Origin of the sequence: Pedobacter sp. HDW13 (genome assembly GCF_011303555.1) — a bacterium.
Lineage (GTDB): Bacteria > Bacteroidota > Bacteroidia > Sphingobacteriales > Sphingobacteriaceae > Pedobacter.
Map to the genome: position 1 here is coordinate 5,760,957 of NZ_CP049868.1, position 20,784 is coordinate 5,781,740.

13 protein-coding genes, 1 other RNA gene and 1 pseudogene are annotated in these 20,784 nt (G+C 39.6%); 7 read left to right on the forward strand and 8 right to left on the reverse strand.

The window, feature by feature from the left end:
* Position 1: 1 nt before the first annotated feature.
* Positions 2-2,215, reverse strand: coding sequence for an ATP-binding protein (locus tag G7074_RS23935; protein WP_124560045.1), 2,214 nt, complete (start codon positions 2,213-2,215; stop codon positions 2-4).
* A gap of 148 nt (positions 2,216-2,363) precedes the next feature.
* Between G7074_RS23935 and G7074_RS23940 the strand changes: the two genes are divergently transcribed.
* Positions 2,364-2,741, forward strand: a complete 378-nt coding sequence (locus G7074_RS23940) for a response regulator transcription factor (RefSeq protein WP_166211735.1) — start codon at positions 2,364-2,366, stop codon at positions 2,739-2,741.
* Here the strand turns inward: G7074_RS23940 and G7074_RS23945 are convergent.
* The 3 genes from G7074_RS23945 to G7074_RS23955 are packed head-to-tail and all read right to left on the reverse strand — an operon-like array spanning position 2,738 to position 4,096.
* On the reverse strand, positions 2,738-3,544 hold the full coding sequence (locus G7074_RS23945) for a mechanosensitive ion channel family protein (RefSeq protein WP_166211738.1): 807 nt from the start codon (positions 3,542-3,544) through the stop codon (positions 2,738-2,740). The genes G7074_RS23940 and G7074_RS23945 overlap by 4 nt on opposite strands.
* A gap of 18 nt (positions 3,545-3,562) precedes the next feature.
* Positions 3,563-3,715 carry a hypothetical protein gene (locus tag G7074_RS23950; protein WP_158674039.1) on the reverse strand — a complete coding sequence of 51 codons (153 nt, stop codon included), beginning with the start codon at positions 3,713-3,715 and terminating at the stop codon, positions 3,563-3,565.
* 12 nt (positions 3,716-3,727) lie between these two features.
* Complete coding sequence (locus tag G7074_RS23955) at positions 3,728-4,096, reverse strand: STAS/SEC14 domain-containing protein (protein ID WP_124560042.1); 369 nt, start codon at positions 4,094-4,096, stop codon at positions 3,728-3,730.
* 135 nt (positions 4,097-4,231) lie between these two features.
* On the opposite strand from G7074_RS23955, the gene G7074_RS23960 reads away from it, so the two are divergent.
* Together G7074_RS23960 and G7074_RS23965 are read left to right on the forward strand one after the other, a co-directional pair.
* Complete coding sequence (locus G7074_RS23960) at positions 4,232-5,350, forward strand: alpha/beta hydrolase (protein ID WP_124560041.1); 1,119 nt, start codon at positions 4,232-4,234, stop codon at positions 5,348-5,350.
* Positions 5,351-5,498: 148 nt separating this feature from the next.
* Positions 5,499-7,769, forward strand: a complete 2,271-nt coding sequence (locus G7074_RS23965) for a glycosyltransferase family 4 protein (protein ID WP_166211741.1) — start codon at positions 5,499-5,501, stop codon at positions 7,767-7,769.
* 120 nt (positions 7,770-7,889) lie between these two features.
* Here the strand turns inward: G7074_RS23965 and G7074_RS23970 are convergent, their stop codons facing one another.
* Positions 7,890-9,356 (reverse strand): glycoside hydrolase family 130 protein, encoded by a 1,467-nt coding sequence (locus G7074_RS23970; protein WP_124560039.1) that lies wholly within the window; start codon positions 9,354-9,356, stop codon positions 7,890-7,892.
* Positions 9,357-9,509: 153 nt separating this feature from the next.
* Between G7074_RS23970 and G7074_RS23975 the strand changes: the two genes are divergently transcribed.
* Positions 9,510-10,631 carry a sensor histidine kinase KdpD gene (locus G7074_RS23975; protein ID WP_124560038.1) on the forward strand — a complete coding sequence of 374 codons (1,122 nt, stop codon included), beginning with the start codon at positions 9,510-9,512 and terminating at the stop codon, positions 10,629-10,631.
* On the opposite strand, the gene G7074_RS23980 is transcribed toward G7074_RS23975, so the two are convergent.
* Entirely contained in the window at positions 10,617-11,720 is a 1,104-nt protein-coding gene (locus G7074_RS23980; RefSeq protein WP_166211744.1) for a metallophosphoesterase, read from the reverse strand. The two genes, G7074_RS23975 and G7074_RS23980, sit on opposite strands and share 15 nt — an antisense overlap.
* A 220-nt stretch (positions 11,721-11,940) precedes the next feature.
* On the opposite strand from G7074_RS23980, the gene G7074_RS23985 reads away from it, so the two are divergent.
* Positions 11,941-13,143, forward strand: a complete 1,203-nt coding sequence (locus tag G7074_RS23985) for a DUF763 domain-containing protein (protein ID WP_166211747.1) — start codon at positions 11,941-11,943, stop codon at positions 13,141-13,143.
* A 325-nt stretch (positions 13,144-13,468) separates the two neighbouring features.
* On the opposite strand, the gene G7074_RS23990 is transcribed toward G7074_RS23985, so the two are convergent.
* The gene (locus G7074_RS23990; RefSeq protein ID WP_124560035.1) at positions 13,469-14,935 is read right to left on the reverse strand and encodes a glutamate synthase subunit beta; all 1,467 of its coding nucleotides are present in this window, start codon (positions 14,933-14,935) and stop codon (positions 13,469-13,471) included.
* A 3-nt stretch (positions 14,936-14,938) separates the two neighbouring features.
* Positions 14,939-19,437 (reverse strand): annotated as a pseudogene (gltB, locus tag G7074_RS23995) (glutamate synthase large subunit).
* A 422-nt stretch (positions 19,438-19,859) separates the two neighbouring features.
* Here gltB and ffs point away from each other — a divergent pair.
* Together ffs and fsa are read left to right on the forward strand one after the other, a co-directional pair.
* Positions 19,860-19,958, forward strand: an RNA gene (gene ffs, locus G7074_RS24000) — signal recognition particle sRNA small type.
* 90 nt (positions 19,959-20,048) lie between these two features.
* Positions 20,049-20,708, forward strand: coding sequence for a fructose-6-phosphate aldolase (gene fsa / locus G7074_RS24005; RefSeq protein WP_124560033.1), 660 nt, complete (start codon positions 20,049-20,051; stop codon positions 20,706-20,708).
* The last annotated feature ends 76 nt before the right edge of the window (positions 20,709-20,784 follow it).

Below are 20,784 nucleotides of genomic sequence, written 5' to 3' on the forward strand. Positions count from 1 at the left end.
TTTATCTGTTTTTAAATGCCACATAAAAGGTAGAACCTGCGTTGAGTTTACTATCAAACCAAACTCTTCCGTTATGCCGCTCTACCACTCTTTTTACAATAGCTAATCCTACCCCTGTTCCTTCAATATCCTTAACATTATCCATGCGCTTAAAAAGCTCAAAAACCCTGTCGTAATATCTGTTATCAATCCCAATACCATTGTCTTTAATGGCATAAACCGTTTCTTCGCCATCAACATAACCCGAGATCTCAATTCTGGGCTTATCGACCGTTGATGAGTATTTTACGGCGTTCCCAACCAAATTGGTAAACACCTGAGCAATCATCGTTCTATCACCCTTTAAATTAGGTAACTGGCCAAAAACCAATTCAGTCTTATCTGCTTTAAAAGCATTCCAAACTTCGGCTTCTATTTCCTTTAACAACAAAGGCATGTCAACTGTTTCAAAATTTATATCCGAACGGCCAACTCTGGCTAAATTTAGTATCTCCTTAATCAGGAAATTCATCTTATTGGCGCCATGCAAAATACGGTCGAGCATCTTTTTGCCATTATCGTCGATACTTTTGTTTTTAAGCAACAGTTCGGTATATGTCTTAATCGAAGTTAAAGGTGTTCTTAGATCGTGCGAGATGGTATAACTAAAGGTATCCAGCTCTTCGTATGCAGCCTGTAATTTCTCGTTAAGCAGCCTAATCTCGTTGGCTTTTTTATTGATATCGGTAATAATGATCTCGCGAATGCGTAGAACAGAAGAAATTTCTTCGGCGCGCCAATTTTCGGAAGTATTGTTTACCACTTGCGACCAGGTTTCGAAAGATTTTCTGGGCGACAGATTTAATAAACCATTTCTATCAGGACTTACTGGTTTCTCGGGATTACCCGCCCAGTTAACAGTGGTGATCTGTTCGGGCTTAAACCAGATAATCATTTCGCCCAATTCTTTATTTAGGGTACAGGAAAGCATTCCCGATGCGATCTCTTTATATTTTTTTGCTGGCGAATGTATTTCCGATAAGCGGTGGGTGTAATAAATAGACTCATCGGTGGTTTTCTTTAACCACTCGGCCAGTTCCCGAATATCCACCTCAAGCGGCACTTCTCCAATGGTTTTGAGTTCATTTTCGAAAATAATGGCCACGCCTGATGCCGTTGTAGCATCTAAAATCGTTCTTCTATGCCCTGTTATGGCTTCAATTAAATACTTATCGCGTGTTAAATACTCTGAAAGCACGTTAGCCGTATCTTTAAACTGCTCTACTACTTCTGCTTCTTCCTCTTCCTGGCGGTATTCTAAGGCCGATGAGAGAATTTGTCCAATCAGTTTAGAACCTTCCCTTGCCTTATAATCAATAAATTTCGGACTGTAATTGTGACATGCAATTAATCCCCATAGCTCGCCATGCGAAATAAGTGAAATGCTAAAACTCGATTGAACGCCCATATTTTTTAAATACTGGATATGTATAGGCGAAACGGCTCTTAATCCTCCGTTGGTTAAATCGAGCGGCTCATTTTCTTTAAAGGTTAAAATGGGTGCATCGAGCTTATTTACATCGGCAATTAAACGGGTAAGGTTCAGTTTGTAAAGCTCCCGAGCCTGTTTTGGTATATCGGAAGCAGGATAATGCAAGCCAAAAAAAGGCTCTAAATCAGGTTCTTTTTCTTCTGCAACTACTTCACCATGACCATCGTCTAAAAACTTGTAAATCATGATCCTGTCGTAATTGATCAGTTTTTTAACCTCGAGTGCAGCACCGCTTAGCAAAGCAGAAACGCTCTTGCCCTGAAGCATGGATGATGCCGAACGGCCAATTGAACTTTGTATATCGTATTGCAGGGTTACCGGTTCAAACTCCAACAACCAGTTTTTTTGGGATGAAGAAATGATCAGGTAAAAGGGATCACCGTCCAGCTCAACAGGGTGCGGACTAATGGCGTCGAAATTATCGCGGATAATACCCAGCTTAAGCAGATCTTCTATATTAAACTCTGGATCTTGTTGTTTAATAAATGTATTAACCACAGCAAGAGGTTTATTTAACAGGTTTTTAGCCTGCTCACTAAAAAAATCTCCTGCATTTTCGCTGATGTAACTTATGGTAAGATCCTTTTTATCAACGGCTATCAGAAAACCGTGCGACTGAATTTTACCAGGAATGTGAATGGGTTCTTTATCACAATTGGTTAAGTCGACAGAAAATTTATTCATATATTATAGATAAGACAAACGCATTTGAATTTACGAATTAACAAATATTAGTTTATTTTTTAGCATGCTGTACGAATTCGACAAATTCGGTTTCAAGGATAGTTTTTTATTCTATATTTGTTCCAACTAATAAAAAAACATCCCCGTTTTGGCAAAAAAAAACATTTTGGTTATCGAAGATAATCATGCAATCCTTGATGTTATTACCCTGATTTTAGAAAGCGAGGCTTTTAATGTGGCCGGTTTAAATAAGGGCGCAGACTTCATCAGCCATGTCCACGATTTTAATCCAGATGTGATTATTATGGATATTATGCTGCCAGACACCGATGGAAGGATACTTTTGAAGGAAATTAAGGGTACCGATACAACACAACACATCCCGGTTTTAATGATTTCGGCACGTTATAATGCAACTAACTATATCCTCGATGGTATTGAAGCAGATGATTTCATGGCCAAACCTTTTAACATTGACGATTTGATGGATAAGATCTACGCCTTACTCAAAAAAAGAGTAAGTTAATCAGGCATTCCTGGTAATTTTATTCCGTCCAGTTTTAGGTTTTTCATCAATTCCCGCTGAAAAGATAATTTTGTATCGGTAAAACCATGTGCCTTTACCCAAATATTGAAAATTACTTTATAACCACTTTCTTCTAAAACCGATACCCCTATTCTCCGCTCGGGTGTTTTTAAGCAAGCCTTAAATTCATCTACCGTTTTATTAAAAATCCCGACTAACAGATCATAATCTATCCCGTAACTAAATTTCATCTCAATATCTACCCGTCTGCTGCCTTCTCTGCTAATGTTGATAATAACTTCGTTTGATAATTTTCCATTCGGAATAACTACCGTGCGGTTATCGAAAGTTTTAACAATGGTATAGAATATCTGGATAGATGTAACCGTTCCCTCCTGCCCCTGTGCAATGATATTATCGCCTACCACAAACGGCTTAAGCAATAAAATAAGTACTCCGCTTGCAAAATTTTGTAAGGTTCCGGATAAAGCCAAACCAGCTGCAACGCCAATACCTCCTATCAGTACGGTTAAAAATGTGAGCTGAACACCAATAACCTGCATTATGGTTAGTACCAGTAAAATGCGCAGTGTAATCAATATTAAACTGGTAAGAAAAGGACGCAACGATGGGTTTACATCTTTACGGTGCATTCCATTTTGCAACCATTTGCCAAGCAGCTTAATAAGCCATAATCCTAAAATGAGTAAAACAATACCTAATATTACTGAGGGGCCTTTGGTTATAATCCAATCGTAAGCTTTGTTATAAAAGCTGTTTAGGTTAGCGGTGTCTAATGTCATAAAACTGGTTCAAAAAAATTACGGTTTCTTATGTTTTACCGGAGCATCTTTGGTTACCTCTACTTTTTTGGCATCCTTGGCCGATGTTACTTTTTCATCGGCTCCTTTTGCTTTTGCATTTTTCAGCGCTGTAGCCTTGCTACTTTCAGCCGGCGTTTTTGAATTTTTCATAGGTAGTATTTATTAATCATTATTGAGTAACCAGGCTTTGGCCGCTTCAAGTTCATCGGGCTTAAAACCTTTAGAAGAACCGGGAGTGGCTACAGTAAAAATATCGGTAAACCACTCCACCCCTTTTTCGGCAGTTACAACAGCTATTTTTTTCCATTTGGTAAAATTTTGTAGTCCTGCCATGGCATCCTGTACCCAGGCGCCTGCGGTAAAATTTTTAACATCGGTATCTAAAACAAGTAAATACCTGATTTCATTAAACTTATCGGCTGTTCTTTTAAGGCCTGGCTGCAGAACATGTTTAATATCTTCGCTGGTTACTTCGCCTGTGGCCCTTACCCCAAAAACCTGATCGGGTAAGCCCGTAATTTCTGCTAACATATTTTTTTTTATAGTTAGAACACCATAAAAGATAAAGATGTTTGGATTTTGATCAGATTCTACCAAGTTGTAAGGCGGTAAAAACTCTTAACTGATTCACACTGTTATAGAAGCAACAGAAATAAAATTAAACTCATGAAAATCAAACATTTAAAAAACACAGCATTTTTACTTGCGGGTATAATGTTGCTTTGGGCATGTAGCAGCAATACCAAAACGAGTAGCACGAACGATACTACCTTAACCGATTCTACTGCTGTTACCAGTTTAAAACCTGTTGGTCCACCACCCGAATGGGGTAAAACCATTAAACCTGAAATGCAAACGGTTATCGAAAAATTAGCCAGTTATGGCGATAAACCCCTTGAAACATTAAGCGCTACCGATGCCCACAAAAACCACACACCTACTGATGCTGTTATGGATCTGGTTGAACAAAACCGCATTAGCCTGCCTACACCAAAAGTAGATACTACCGGTAAAGATATAGCTGTTAGTGGGGGTAAGATACATCTGCGTATTTACACTCCAAAAACAGGTAATGGCCCTTACCCACTTATCGTTTATTACCATGGAGGTGGTTTTGTAATTGCAAACCTCGATGTGTATAATGCTTCGGCTCAGGCTTTGGCAGAACAGGTTGGCGCGGTTGTAATTTCGGTAGCTTACCGTTTGGCGCCTGAAAATAAATTTCCAACAGCCCATAACGATGCTTTTGCTGCCTACGAGTGGGCGGTTAAAAATGCATTCGATTTAAAGGCCGATCCTGGCAAAATTGCAGTAGCAGGCGAAAGTGCGGGAGGAAATTTGGCAGCCAATGTTTCGGTTATGGCGCGCGATAAACAGATTATGATTCCGGTACATCAGCTTTTGGTTTATCCCATTGCACAAGCCAATATGAATACTACATCATACAAAACATACGAAAAGGCCAAACCTTTGAATAAAGCCATGATGGGTTGGTTTACAGAAAAATATTTAAACACCATGATTGAAGCCGAGGATCCTAAAATTTCGCTGGTAAATGCCAACTTGAAAGGCTTGCCGCCAACAACCATTATTACCGCCGAAATAGACCCGCTACACGATGATGGAGTAATGTTGGCCGATAAGCTTAAAGCCGCCGGTGTTAAGGTGTCGAGTAAAAATTACGATGGTGTAACGCACGAATTCTTCGGGATGGCCATTGTTGTTCCGGAAGCTAAAGCAGCACAGGCTTACGCAGCAGAGCAACTGAAAGCCGCTTTTAAATAAATCTTAAATAATGGAGCGAAGTGATAAACCGCTCCATTATTACCTTTATACTTCAGCTTGTTTTGGGTTTATTGAGTTGCATTTACCAAAACCGCAAACTATTTAGACTTAGCAATGTTGTTTAAATACGAATTTAGCTGACCTACCTATGAAAATCGCTTATATTTCTACATCCCTGCCGCGCGAGTGCGGTTTGGCAACATTTAACCACAACTTAGTTACTGCTTTAAGTTTAAATGGTGATTATGATCCGGTAAAAAGCTTTATTGTTGCACTTAACGAATCAGATAATATCGTTGAACATGTTTACGGAAAGGAAGTTAAATTTGTAATCAGGCAGCAAAACCAGCACGATTATATTGAGGCAGCCGATTTTATAAATAATAGTGAAGTTGATACCTGCATTATAGAGCACGAATTTGGAATATATGGTGGTAACAGTGGTGTGTTTTTATTATCTCTGGTAAACAGATTAAATAAACCTTTTATCATCATTTTGCATACGGTTTTAAAGGATCCTAATTTTATGCAGCTTACTATCCTCAAGGAGCTTGCGCGTAAATCGGCCAAAATTGTGGTGATGAGCAAAAAAGCGGTGATGTTTTTAACCAGCATTTACCAGATTCCTAAGGCAGCCATCCGCTTAATAGAACATGGTGTACCCGATTTAGAGCCAGCTACAAATAATGAAATTGCGGAAAACAGCCTGTTTAGAGACCGTAAAGTATTGTTTACTTTTGGTTTAATTAGCCGCAATAAAGGCCTAGAAACTGTAATTAAAGCCTTGCCTAAAATTGTAGAACAGCACCCGGAGGTTTTATATGTTATTTTAGGGAATACGCATCCTGGTGTAGTAAAACATAATGGCGAAGAGTACCGCAACAGTTTAAAAGCATTGGCAAAAAATTTAGGCGTAGAAAACAATATTACTTTTGTAAACAAATTTGTATCAGAAAATGAGTTACATCAGTATTTAACAGCCTGTAGCATCTACATTACTCCTTACTTAAATGAAGCACAAATTACCAGTGGCACCCTATCTTACGCCGTTGGTGCCGGTGCAGCCGTAGTTTCTACCCCATATTGGCATGCTCAGGAGCTATTGGCCGACAACCGGGGCAGATTATTTGATTTTAAAGATGACGCACATCTGTCCTCTATTGTAAATGAATTGCTAAGCGATAATGATACCTACCAGCAACTTAAACAAAATGCTTATGCTTATGGCTTAAATTTACGGTGGCCTGCTATTGGTAATGTATATCTTAAAACTTTACGAGAAGCATTAAATGAGGAAAAGAAACCCGAAAGAGCGATTCCTCCAATTATTGATGTAGAACGGATGCCCGTACTTAACCTGAGCCATATTGCATTATTGACAGATGATACCGGAATTATTCAGCATGCACGTTTTGGAATACCCAACCTAAAAGAAGGTTATTGCATTGATGATAACGCAAGAGCCTTAATTATGTCGCTAATGGCTTGCGAGTATGACAAGAACCCTAATGCATTAAAATTTATGCCGGTTTACCTCAGTTTTATCCAATACATGCAAACCGAAAATGGAAATTTCAGAAACTTTTTAAGCTTTAACAGAAAATACCTCGATGAAGTAGGCTCTGAAGATTCTTTCGGCCGCACCATTTGGGCGCTAGGTCACTTAATATGTAGTGCCCCAAACAATTCTTACCGCGAATTTGGAAGAGAACTTTTCTGGCATGCTGTTCCACATTTTAGAGATTTGAAATATATCCGTGGAAAAGCCAACACCATAATTGGCCTTTCTTACTACCTATGTGCACATCCCGGCGATGAACTGATAGTCAATGAAATTAACCAATTAGCCAACGCACTAATAACTGCCTACCAGCAAAACAAAGATGGCGACTGGCACTGGTTTGAGGATATTTTAACTTACGATAATGCCATTTTACCCCTGGCATTGTTGCACCACTATGAAGTTACCGGCCATGCAGCATCGTACAAAACTGCAATGGAAAGTATTGCATTTTTAAATACATTTTCTTTTCAGAATGGATACTTAAACCCGGTGGGAAATGCCGGATGGCTTAAAAAACATGGTAAAAATCCGGTTTACGATCAACAGGCTATTGAAACTATGGCTATGGTGTTGCTGTATGCCAAAACTTTCGAAATCACTAAAAACGATCAATATCTAAGTTTAATGCACACCAGCTACGAATGGTTTCTGGGTAAAAACAGTTTACACATTCCGTTATATGATTTTGAAACCAACGGTTGTGCGGATGGCCTGCAGTTTAACAGCGTAAACAGAAATCAGGGTGCAGAAAGTACTTTAGCTTATTTCATTTCACATTTGGCTATACTTAAAGCCGCAGAAGCCGAATATGAGACTTTATTATCGCCTTTAGTTGAAGCAGATAAGTGTAGTTAGTCTAATTGTACTAATTAATTTGCGAGTGTTCTACACAGATTACTTCAGCTCACATAGCCCTGCTTCGCAATAACGAATTCTTTTAAGTTTCGAAGCAGGACGGATTGGCTTACCAGAAACCTAATTATTCTCAAGTAAGCGGTTCAGCAATAATTCTAAATTTACAGTAGCAAACGAAGAACTATAATCCGATAATCCGTAAGGAATGATTAATTCGCCATTGCTGATAATGGAACCACAAGAATAGACTACATTGGGTACGTAACCTTCCCGCTCATCACCATTAGGTATAATTAAAGGCTCTTTTAAATGACCGATTTCTTTCCTCGGATCTTCCAGATCGAGCAGACTTGCACCAATACAATACCGCCGCATAGGCCCCACTCCGTGTGTAACTACAATCCAACCCTTTTCTGTTTCAATTGGCGAGCCGCAATTACCGATTTGAACCAGCTCCCAGTCATAACGAGGTTGTTTTAACAAAATCGGATTTTCCCAAACGTTAATCTTATCCGAAAACATGAGGTAATTATTCCAGCCATCAATGCGGCTCATCATCACAAATTTTCCGTTAATTTTTCGTGGAAACAATCCCAGGTTTTTATTCTGCGCACCATCACCATACAATGGAATAACTTTGAATTCATAAAAATCCTCCGTTTGCACCAGTTTGGGTATAATCAGCGAACCATCAAATGCAGTATAAGTGGCATAGTATAAAACCTTGCCGTCGTCTCTTACAAATTTTACAAAGCGGGCATCTTCAATGCCTTTGCGTTCAAATTCCGAGATCGGAAAAATAACACGATCAGAAATATCGGTATCTTTAGAAAAACTGATGGTATGGTAAGTATCTGAAAGCCAAAGTATCTTATCATATTCGATTAAGCGTGCAGGGTTTTCTTTATTGAGGCTTTTAGAATCTTTGATGAGATTGCTTAAACTGGTATATTCAAATCTATCATCCAGTTTAGCCTCAATTTCTTCCAAAACAGACGGATCGATCTGTGCATAAGCAGCCTTTTTTAAAAACAGTTTTTTAGCATAAATGGCATTCTTTACCACTTCAGCCTCATCTACATAATTGCCTACAGGCAAAACCTGAATATTATTATTTTTATCGATTAAAGCCCGGCGGAAAACAATGGAAGATATATGCCCCTCGCCCACAGCCCTAAAACTGATGATTACCCTTTTCTCTCCCTCAACCAAATCGGTTTGATCGGGATCTTCGACTATGCTTGGATTAAAAAAAGCAGCCGATTCAATAGAATATTCGTGTGTAAAGTAAGCGCCAATCAGCAAGCGTGTATATTCGTCAATATGCTCAAACGAGGTACCGAGTGTGGTAAACTGCTTTTTTAGTTTTTTACAATGTCGCGTTAAAACTTTGGTTATGTTTCTATGCCGTTTAGAATATTCCTGCAGTATTGGCGATACCAGAGAAAATACTTTTTCATCAGAAAACAGCAATACTTTTTTAATTACTTCTAATGCACGTTCCTCTCCATTAAAAAAAAAACGGGCAATAACTCTTTTTGTATCAGGATAAACCTTAACAGGCTTACGTTCAATATATAGTCTCATTATTTATTTATTTGGTGGTAATTAAACAATTGGCCTCCCTTACCTGCAACTTTATATTAACTAAATTTACTACTTAATTGTTTATATTATTTATCAGTTTAATCATAATCTTTACCTTTATCGCAACATCTCTTCATTTAAAACAATCAGGCCATGCACAGTGAAAAAGTAGTTGAAAATAACAAGTCCCAATACGAAGCGCTGCGCTTAGCTAAACTAATGCATTACGAAATTCTGAATACTACAGCCGAATATACTTTCGACAGAATATCCCATTTAGCTGCTGGTATATTTGACGCAGCCGGTGCAGGCATCTGTTTTGAGGGGAACGCATCGCTCTTCCAAAAATCGATAGTTGGTCATCCATTGGTTAATCCTAAATTGCCACTTTGCAATAATGTTAATGTTGTAACCGAAGGAGGCAGCTCCATCATAACCGCTCCGCTCCTAACTCCGGAAGGTTATCTGCTGGGCGTAATTTATGTTTCTACGGTTGAAACGATAGCGCCAACCGAAATACAAACAAAAATGCTCAACCTGCTGGCAGAAATGGTGATGGACAAACTGGAATCGAGAATGGCAATGCGTAATGCGTTCAGGGCTTATGATGATCGCCTGCACGTGCTTATCCATGACCTTAAAAACCCAATGACTACCATTTCCCTGCAATCGGAGTTGATGGGCAGAATACCTGCTATTGATGATAAGGCTGTATTAATTGCCGGTAAAATCAACTCGCAGTCGAAAAAAATGGTCGATAGCCTGAATGAAATTTTAATTCCGGCTAAAAAAGCTGCTACCGGATATAAACCAGAAAAAGCTCAGATTGATTTAAAAGAAGTACTGGAATCCGTAAAACTAAACTTCGATCTGCAGCTAAAAAACAAAGGCCAATCCATTTCGATCAATATTTATGAGCCCCTCTTAATATTTGGAGATGTAAATAAACTTACTGTAATTTTTAGCCAGCTGGTTGATAATGCGATTAAGTTTTCTCCATTGGGAACAGAAATCAAAATAACACATCAAAGCACTGCTACTGAGCTTACCATTGCCATTAATGACAAAGGTGTAGGCTTAACTAATGAAGACCTGGAAAATACTTTTATCAAATTTGCTCCATTGAGTGCCGCACCTACGCAAAAAGAAAGTAGCAACGGTCTTGGCTTAATTACGGCAGGTGCATTTATAGATATGCATAAAGGAAAATTATGGGCAGAAAGTGATGGCAAAGGTTTAGGTGCAACTTTTTATGTGAAACTACCGATTAGGTAAATCTGTTTCTACTAAAAGTTCAAGCTTAATTTCTTCGAGCACAATTCTTTGTGGCTGGCCCGTTCTATGGCACGACCATTTAATTAAGCGGATTAAACCATTTTCAATTTCTATCCCGGTAATATCGCCATCATTGAAACAGCAACAGCCACTGTTAAAGTAATTGGGTTTATATTTCCTAAACCTCGGAGCCTTATCACCTGCCCGGGTTTGCTTAACCAGCTCTGCGTTTAAGGTTGCAATAACTTCCTGGCTATTATCTCTTTTGGCTTGCTGTAACTTAAGATAAATTCTTTCTAAATGTGTTAATGAAGCAAAAACGGGTTGGTGTGTATGCCCCGTAATTAATACTTTATTGGTTTGTGTAGCCACCCAGCTATACATCATAATATTGTGTGCAGTTTTAAGTTGGTTATCGTATGCCGGTGTATTGGGGTTAATTTGAAGATAAGCCTGCAGCGGAGCCCATACTGTACTTACAAACCATTTACTAAACCAGTTTCCATCACTTTGCAAATCGCCCTGATGACCATGTGTAAGAAAAATATCCAATAATTGAGCGCCAATAGGCATGCGCAATATAGCCCCCTCATAAATGGGTATTTTTTTGCCGTAAATCCTGTTTAAGTTAAAACCTGAAAGCGGGTCGTTGTCCCAATACAAATCGTGATTACCAAATATTTTGGTAAACATCCCCTTATTTATAAAAACCTTTTCCGCCTCGAAAGTCTTTTTATTGTGCCTGATAACTGATTCCATCAAGTTTTTCCAAAGCTCTTCACTATCGCCTAAATTGATATAATGGAAATCGTTTATGGCATAATGTTCAAGTGCTTTAAGATAGTTTATTTCCGCAAGGGTAAAATCGTCAGCGTTATCGCGAGCACCTTTATGCTGGTCGGAAAAGATGATAAACCGGTCTGCTTCGGTAATTTCTAAAACGGGTCCACGCTTGTCGGGTGTTTTAACAATGGTTCTAAATAGTTTGTTTAATGCGCCATGTATACGCCTGCGGTTGGGCCGTGAGCCGTATTTATTAGACATGCGAATAATCCAATTGTTCAATAAACGTTGAAGAAATTTGCGCATCAGCTGTTTTAAATTTATGCCTCCGGTTGAAGATAACAAAATATAAGGCCAATCGTTTAACCAACACGGAAGTATTTTTAAATTCCAAAACCAAAGCATAAGATCAATTGTAAGCCATGGAGACACGGATTAGCACGGAAATATTGTTGATTCTAATCTCAGCGGCAATAAACAGAAATTATTTCCCTATAGCGCAATATTTTTACTAAATTTGTTAGTATTGAAAAGATCAGGAAGCGCAGATTTACCTTTACATTATGGCCAGGTTCCACCCTGGTTGGCACAACGTATGGCCAAACTGGGTCTTGCGATAACTGAAGCTATTTTAGCTGAGTATGGCAAAGCAGAAGTAATACGGCGATTAAGCAGTCCGTTTTGGTTTCAGAGTTTAGGTGCAGTAATGGGCATGGACTGGCATTCATCGGGTATTACTACTTCCGTAATGGGTGCCTTGAAAAAAGCCATTAATCCACTTTCAAAAGAACTGGGCATTTACATTTGTGGTGGTAAAGGGAAGTTAAGCCGTGAAACTCCAAACGAACTTTTGCGCGTTGCAGAAAAAACCGGATTGGATGGACAAATGCTCGTGAGATCGAGCAAGCTTAGTGCAAAAGTTGATAATACGGCTATTCAGGATGGTTTTCAGCTTTACCTCCATAACTTTATTTTAAGCAGTGATGGCGATTGGGCCGTAGTGCAACAAGGGATGAGCAATTTCAGCGGCACAGCCAGACGCTACCATTGGCACTCTGAAAACTTAAAATCCTTTGTAGAAGAACCGCATACAGGGATTTGTGGAATTAACCAGGGCCAAATATTAAATTTAACCGCCTCTGCAGCCAATCCTACCCGAGAAGCCATAATGGGACTGACTACCGAAACACCTACCCGAATGATCGCCGAAATACAAAAACTGGTATTACCTAGGCACCATGAGGTGAAAGCAAAAGATATAAACCTAAAAAGATTGGGTAGTATTTTGTGGCTGACACAAGAGAAAAGACCAAGTGATTTTGAAGAGCTGCTCTTACTCGAAGGCATAGGACCCCGCACACTACAATCTATGGCGCTGGTGAGTGAGGTAATTCATGGAACGCCATCACGTTTTACCGATCCTGCCAGGTTTTCTTTTGCACATGGAGGTAAAGATGGTCACCCTTTTCCAGTTCCGGTAAATGTGTACGATGAAACCATAGACTTTTTACGCCAGACAGTTGAGAAGGCTAAAATTGGCAATACCGACAAACAAGAAGCCATAAAATCGCTGCATCGTATTGCCGGTAATGCAGAAAAAGACTTTGTGCCCAACATGGAATTTGAGAAGGTGATTGAGCAGGAAAGAAAAAACAGCTGGAAATACGGTGGAAGAACAGTGTTTGGTAAAGAGAAACAATCGAAGGATGAGCAGCTGAAGTTGTTTTAGATTTGTGTTATGATTGCACTAGAATATAGCCACGGATACCCAAACTACACGGAGAGTTTTTTCTACAAGCGAAAGGTCGGTGTCCCCACCGACCTCTTTATTTAGCACTCGTTGTCCATTATTTGTTTCGGTCGGTGCGGACACCAACCGATAGAATAAGACTCCGTGTCAATAAATAGATGCAGCTTAAAATATTTTTTATAGCATCTGCTTCAATTGGTGAGGACACTAACCGATAGGATAAATCTCACCATCCATAGCCATCTTTAAACAAAAAAAGCCGTGGTTTGCACCACGACCTTAAAAATATAAATTTTAAAACCTACTAAGCATAAGCAATTGCATCTCTCGAGGCCAGTTTAGTTGTTCCCATTAAGTATTCATCTACTTTACGGGCAGCTTCCCTACCTTCTGAAATGGCCCAAACTACCAACGATTGTCCGCGGCGAACATCGCCCGCTGCGAAAATCTTAGCAATATTGGTTTGATAAGTGTGTTCAGAAGCTTTTACGTTTCCTCGGTTATCTAGCTCTACACCTAATTTTTCAATTAATCCCTCTTTTTGTGGATACAAGAAACCCATTGCAAGAAGTACCAATTCGCAAGGCAACTCTTTTTCCGATCCCGGAACTTCCTTAAAAGTAACCGGACGACCATTTGCATCAATCTCCCACTCTACATCTACCACTTTTAATGCCTTAAGGTTTCCGTTTTCATCAGCAATAAAGTTCTTGGTATTTACAGACCATGCCCTTTGTGCACCTTCCTCGTGCGAAGAAGTGTTTTTCAATAGCATCGGATAAGTTGGCCAAGGCATATTTTCGCTACGCGCTTGTGGCGGCATTGGCATAATTTCGAACTGCGTTACCGATTTAGCACCATGACGATTTGAGGTTCCGATACAATCTGAACCTGTATCACCACCACCAATTACGATTACATTTTTACCTGTAGCCATAATATCTTCGGTTTCAACCTTGCGGTTAGCCACACGTTTATTTTGTTGTTTTAGGAAGTCCATCGCAAAATGAACACCTTTAGCCGAACGACCATCAATTGGCAAATCGCGTGGAATAGTAGAACCACCAGCCAATACAATGGCACTAAAATCTCTCAATAAGGTACCAATCTCTACGTTCTCACCTACATTGGCGTTACATTTAAAGATGATGCCTTCTTCTTTCATTAAATCGATACGGCGATCGATTACATTTTTCTGAAGCTTAAAATCAGGAATACCATATCTCAATAAACCACCTGGTGCATCGTCGCGTTCGAAAACGGTAACTTCATGTCCAACCTTATTTAACTGAGCAGCAGCAGCTAATCCTGCCGGACCTGAACCAATAACTGCAACCTTTTTACCGGTTCTGATTAATGGTGCCTTTGCTTTGATAAATCCTTTTTCAAAAGCAATTTCGATAATATGCTTTTCAATTTCCTCGATAGAAACCGGCGGACGGTTAATACCCAGTACGCAAGCCGACTCGCAAGGCGCCGGACAAATCCTGCCTGTAAACTCAGGGAAATTGTTGGTACTTAATAAAATGTTGGCAGCCTGCTCCCATTTGCCCTGATAAACTGCATCGTTAAATTCAGGTATTACGTTACCTAGTGGGCAACCCGATTGGCAAAAAGGTACGCCGCAATCCATACAGCGCGCAGCCTGATTATTTAATTCTTTTGCGGGCAATTCGTTTAAAAATTCCCCATAGTGTTTTACACGCGTTGCAGCCTCTTCTCTGGTGGGCGCAACTCTATCGTATTCTTGAAATCCTGTTACTTTTCCCATGGCTTAGTGTGTTTTTACTTGTTGGTTACGTTTTGCTAAAACTGCTTTGTATTCTTTAGGGAATACTTTTACAAAGTGAGCTGATTGTGTTTTCCAATCACTTAAGATAAACTCAGCTACCTTACTGTCTGTTAATCTGATATGCGATTTAAGCAAAGCCAAAATACGCTCTTCATCTTCAGCCTGCAACGGATCTAAATCAACCATTTCCTTGTTGCATTTGCGTGCAAAAGTTCCGTTTGCATCGTAAACCCAAGCTACACCACCACTCATACCTGCAGCAAAGTTACTTCCTGTATCACCAAGAATTAACACCTCACCACCGGTCATGTACTCACAACCGTGATCGCCAACTCCTTCTACAACTGCTGTTGCACCAGAGTTACGTACGGCAAAACGTTCACCAGCTTTACCACGTGCAAATAACTCGCCCGAAGTAGCGCCATACAATGCCACGTTACCGATAATAATATTTTGCTCAGGTATAAAAGTTGAATTTGCAAAAGGATAAACTGCTAATCTTGCACCCGATAATCCTTTACCCACGTAATCGTTCGCCTCACCTTCCAGTGATAAAGTAACCCCACGGGTATTGAATGCGCCAAAACTTTGTCCGGCCGAACCAACAAATTTAAAGTTGATGGTATCAGGCGGCAAACCTGCACTTAAATGTACTTTAGAGATTTCGTTAGATAACATAGTACCTAATGATCGATCGGTATTTTTAACTTCGAAACTTGCAAAAACAGGTTCGTTGTTTTCAATAGCAGATTGTGCCGCTGCAATTAGTTTATGATCTAAAACGTGATCTAGACCATGATCCTGTGCTTCGGTGTTAAATAAAGGCAGGCCGTTATCTTCAGCTTTGTATAAAATAGCCGATAAATCAAGGTGTTTTAATTTCCAGTCGATTGCAGGCAACTCGCGTGCTTTTAAAACATCAGCCTGACCAATCATTTCGTGAATGGTTCTGAAACCTAATTCAGCCATAATTTCGCGTAACTCTTCTGCAAGGAAATAAAACAAGTTTACTACGTGATCGGCATCACCGGTAAATAATTTTCTCAATTCCGGATCTTGTGTTGCCACACCAACCGGACAAGTATTCAGGTGGCATTTACGCATCATGATACAGCCCGAAGTAACCAATGCAGCAGTAGCCACCCCCATTCTTCAGCACCCAATAATGCTGCAATAGCAATATCCCTACCTGTTTTTAACTGACCATCAGTTTGTAAAACGATTCGGTTACGTAATTTGTTTTTAACCAATGTTTGGTGTGCTTCTGCCAAACCAAGCTCCCAAGGTAAGCCAGCATGCTGAATAGAAGTTAACGGCGAAGCACCGGTACCACCATCAAAACCCGATACCAGAATTACATCGGCATGTGCTTTAGCAACACCGGCTGCAATAGTACCTACACCTGCTTTAGATACCAGTTTAACGTTGATCCTTGCAGCGCGGTTGGCATTTTTAAGGTCGTAAATTAACTGGGCCAAATCCTCAATCGAATAAATATCGTGGTGCGGAGGAGGCGAAATTAAACCTACACCTGGTGTTGAGTGACGAACTTTCGCAATCCAGTCATCCACCTTGTGACCAGGTAACTGACCACCTTCACCAGGTTTTGCACCCTGAGCCATTTTAATCTGCAACTCATCGGCATTGGTTAAGTAGTAACTGGTTACCCCAAAACGGGCAGAAGCTACCTGTTTAATGGCCGAACGCATACTATCGCCATTTGGCAATTTAGTATAACGCATTTCGTCTTCACCACCCTCACCGGTATTGCTCTTTCCGCCAATGCGGTTCATAGCAATAGCTAAAGTAGAGTGAGCCTCGTGAGAGATAGAACCGAACGACATTGCTCCCGTTGCAAATCTTTTTAAGATCTCGGTAGTAGATTCTACCTCATTTAACGGAACCGCCGGACGGGTATAATTAAATTCGAACAAACCTCTGATGGTATAAGCCTGTTGAGTTTGCTCATTTACCAGTTTAGAGTATTGTTTGAAAATGTTAAAATCGTTTTTACGCGTCGCATTTTGCAACAAGTGGATGGTTTGCGGATTAAATAAATGCGCTTCACCTCTGCGACGATATTTATAGGTACCACCAGCAGGCAATAAGTTTTCGGTCTGCGTTGCCGGACCAAAACTGCGGTGGTGCTTAATTAATGTTTCTTTTGCAATTTCATCTAAACCTAAACCACCAATACGCGAAACAGCACCAGTGAAATAAGTATTAACCACTTGTTTGTTTAAACCTAAAATTTCAAAAATCTGTGCACCTTGATATGACTGCAAGGTAGAGATACCCATTTTAGAGAAGATTTTTAACAAGCCGCTGTTTACTGCGTAGATATAGTTTTTAGTTAATTCTTCTGTAGATAAACCAGATTCTTCCTGAAAACCACCAATGGTTTCTAGTGCCAGATAAGGGTTAATTGCTGTAACACCAAAACCTAATAACGTAGCAAAATGGTGTACTTCCCAGATATCACCAGCCTCGATAACAATACCAACAGCGCCACGATAACCTTTACGTATTAAGTGGTGGTGTACTGCCGAAACTGCCAATAATGAAGGCATTGCAGCATGTTCAGAATCGATAGCCCTATCACTTAACACAATTACCTGGAAACCATCTTCAACCGCATCAACCGCATAACGGCACAAACGATCTAAAGCTTTCGCCATTGCACCCGGCTTACCATCGGCCCTGAAATAGGTTTGTAAAGTTTTAGCCTGGAAAACACCGGTATCGATACTTCTCAGTTTTTCTAACTCCTGGTTGGTTAAAATTGGATGCTTAATTGCAACACAGTGTGCTTGTCTAGGATTTTCATCTAACAAGTTACCGTTGCTACCCATAAAACTAGCCAAACTCATTACCACTTTCTCCCGAATCGGATCAATAGGCGGATTGGTAACCTGAGCAAAAAGCTGTTTAAAATATGAAGATAAATGTTGCGGACGTTGTGATAAAATAGCAAGTGGCGTATCGGTACCCATCGAACCAATAGGCTCTTTACCTTCAAGTGCCATTGGCTTAAGCAAAAGATCTACATCTTCCCTGCTGTAGCCAAAAACCTGCTGATATTTAAAAATAGATTCGGTCGATAAACCGGTAAACATTAAGCGCGGCTCAGGCAACTCCTCTAAACGAATCTGATATTGGTTAATCCAATCCGCATAAGGACTTCCGCCACAAACCTGTGTTTTAATTTCTTCATCGCTAATGATCCTGCCTTGCTCCATATCCACAACGAACATTTTACCTGGCGTTAAACGACCCTTTTCGATAATTGTACTTTGATCAATCGCTAATGCACCAGCTTCAGATCCCATGATAACGCGATCATCGGAAGTAATAGCATAACGCGAAGGGCGTAAACCATTACGATCTAATGTGGCACCAATTAATTTACCATCGGTAAAAGCAATTGCAGCCGGTCCGTCCCATGGCTCCATTAAAGTAGCGTGGAATTCGTAGAAGGCTTTTTTAACCGGGTCCATATCATCGTTACCATCCCATGCTTCAGGCACTAACATCATTAAAACATGAGGCAACGTTCTTCCGGCGTGGAATAACAATTCGATTACGTTATCCAAACAGCCAGAATCGGAGTTGGTTTCGTCGATAACAGGTAAAAGCATATCCAGCTCTTCAGGCGTAAAATGCGAAGAAGCTAATGATTTAACACCTGCCCTGAACCAGTTTAAATTTCCCTGTAAGGTATTAATCTCCCCGTTATGTGCAATAAAGCGGAAAGGCTGTGCAAGTCTCCACGACGGGAATGTATTGGTTGCGAAACGTGAGTGAACCAAACCTAAGGCCGAAACCACACGTTTATCGCTTAAATCGCTAAAATAAGTACGAACCTGCAAAGAAGTTAACTGACCTTTATATATAATAGTTTGCGCAGATAGCGAAACGATATAAAAATCTTTACCGCCATGTACGGTATTAACAATCAGTTTAATTAGGTAATTCTTAAAAATATAAAGCTTACGCTCAAAATCTGCTCCTGATGCTACGGCATACGGACGGGCAATAAATACCTGTTCAATTTCCGGCTCAACAGAAAGCGCCATACTACCTATATCTGTTGTATCTACATCAACTTTTCTGAAACCTAAAATCTCAAGACCAAGTTTTTCTGCAGCACGGTAAATCAGCTCTCTACACTCTTCTCTTGATCGGATATCTTTTGGCATAAACAGCATACCTACACCATAATTATTGGTTTCCGGTAAGCTGAAGCCAGCTTTTAAACATTCATCATAAAAAAATTCGTGAGGAATCTGAATCATAATCCCAGCGCCGTCGCCAGTATTCGGTTCTGCTCCACTTGCCCCTCTATGGTCTAGATTCTCTAAAATAGTAAGTGCATCGGAGATGATTTGATGCGATTTTCGCCCTTTCACATGCGCAACGAACCCAATACCGCAGGCATCGTGTTCAAATTGCGCATCGTACAATCCACTGTTTGGTTCCATTCTTTGCTCGTTAGTTGTTAGTGTATAGGAAACACTAAGATATAAAAAATTTCTGGTAAATTACAGAGTTGACATAATTTTTTGAAAAATTTTATCCCTTATTCAATTAAAAGCAGTTAAAATAGAAAATTTATAATTAAACAGCTATATAATTACAATTAACATAATGATAATATTGTACAATAATTTCACTTTTTCTGGTAAAATCAAGCCTAAATCGATTTAACTATTAATTCATATATGAATTAAATACTCGAATATAAATAATTCATGAATGCATCAATTATTTTTGGTTTTATATAGCCTATTTAAAAGTACACAATTAAATTTTATTAATTTACTAATCAGTCAGATAGCAACAATCTATAAAAAATTCAAGAAATGGGTTTTGCAAAACAACTTCTTTTTCTACCTTTGTGGCCGGGCAAGTCTTTTACGACCAGCTCCCTTTGAACTCCCCAGGATGGGAACATAGCAAGGGTAGAAGGTTGTAGCGGTGCGATAGAAGGTGCTTGCCCTTTTTTTTACCCCCTAACCCCTGAAGGGGGGATATTAAATTCTTCAGGGATTCTAACAGCAGAACCTAATAATCACTTTAAGAATTTATAAGCATGAAATTTTTTATTGACACAGCAAATCTTGATCAAATCAAAGAAGCGCAAGATCTTGGCATTTTAGATGGTGTAACTACCAACCCTAGCTTAATGGCTAAAGAAGGTATTACTGGCGATGAAAATGTAATTAACCACTACAAAGCCATCTGCGATATCGTTGATGACAACGTAAGTGCTGAAGTTATTTCGACCACTTTCGAAGAAATCATCAAAGAAGGTGAAGCATTAGCTGCTTTAAACCCTAAAATTGTGGTTAAAGTGCCAATGATTAAAGATGGTGTTAAAGCCATTAAATATTTTTCTTCAAAAGGAATCAAAACCAACTGTACTTTAATTTTCTCTGCCGGACAGGCTTTATTGGCTGCTAAAGCAGGAGCAACTTATGTTTCTCCATTTTTAGGTCGTTTGGATGATATTTCGAGCGATGGCTTGGTTTTAATCGAAGATATCAGAACTATTTTTGATAACTACGGTTACGAAACACAAATCTTAGCAGCATCAATCCGCGGACCATTACACATTGTAAACTGCGCTAAATTAGGTGCTGATGTAATTACAGCTCCTTTAGCCGCTATTGTAGGTTTATTAAAACACCCTTTAACTGATAGCGGCTTAGCTACTTTCTTAGCAGACCACGCTAAGGCAGCCAGCAAATAGTCTGGAGAATTAAGCTTGGAGTTTTGAGTTCCAAGCGCATAAAAAAAGTCCTAAGTTAAAACAACTTAGGACTTTT

Bases quoted from the DNA above. Each gene is read 5' to 3' on its own strand.
- G7074_RS23975 (WP_124560038.1), top strand. From the start codon at position 9,510: ATGCACAGTGAAAAAGTAGTTGAAAATAACAAGTCCCAATACGAAGCG.
- G7074_RS23970 (WP_124560039.1), bottom strand. From the start codon at position 9,356: ATGAGACTATATATTGAACGTAAGCCTGTTAAGGTTTATCCTGATACA.
- G7074_RS23990 (WP_124560035.1), bottom strand. From the start codon at position 14,935: ATGGGAAAAGTAACAGGATTTCAAGAATACGATAGAGTTGCGCCCACC.
- fsa (WP_124560033.1), top strand. From the start codon at position 20,049: ATGAAATTTTTTATTGACACAGCAAATCTTGATCAAATCAAAGAAGCG.
- G7074_RS23945 (WP_166211738.1), bottom strand. From the start codon at position 3,544: ATGACATTAGACACCGCTAACCTAAACAGCTTTTATAACAAAGCTTAC.
- G7074_RS23960 (WP_124560041.1), top strand. From the start codon at position 4,232: ATGAAAATCAAACATTTAAAAAACACAGCATTTTTACTTGCGGGTATA.
- G7074_RS23950 (WP_158674039.1), bottom strand. From the start codon at position 3,715: ATGAAAAATTCAAAAACGCCGGCTGAAAGTAGCAAGGCTACAGCGCTG.
- G7074_RS23955 (WP_124560042.1), bottom strand. From the start codon at position 4,096: ATGTTAGCAGAAATTACGGGCTTACCCGATCAGGTTTTTGGGGTAAGG.
- G7074_RS23935 (WP_124560045.1), bottom strand. From the start codon at position 2,215: ATGAATAAATTTTCTGTCGACTTAACCAATTGTGATAAAGAACCCATT.
- G7074_RS23980 (WP_166211744.1), bottom strand. From the start codon at position 11,720: ATGCGCAAATTTCTTCAACGTTTATTGAACAATTGGATTATTCGCATG.
- G7074_RS23965 (WP_166211741.1), top strand. From the start codon at position 5,499: ATGAAAATCGCTTATATTTCTACATCCCTGCCGCGCGAGTGCGGTTTG.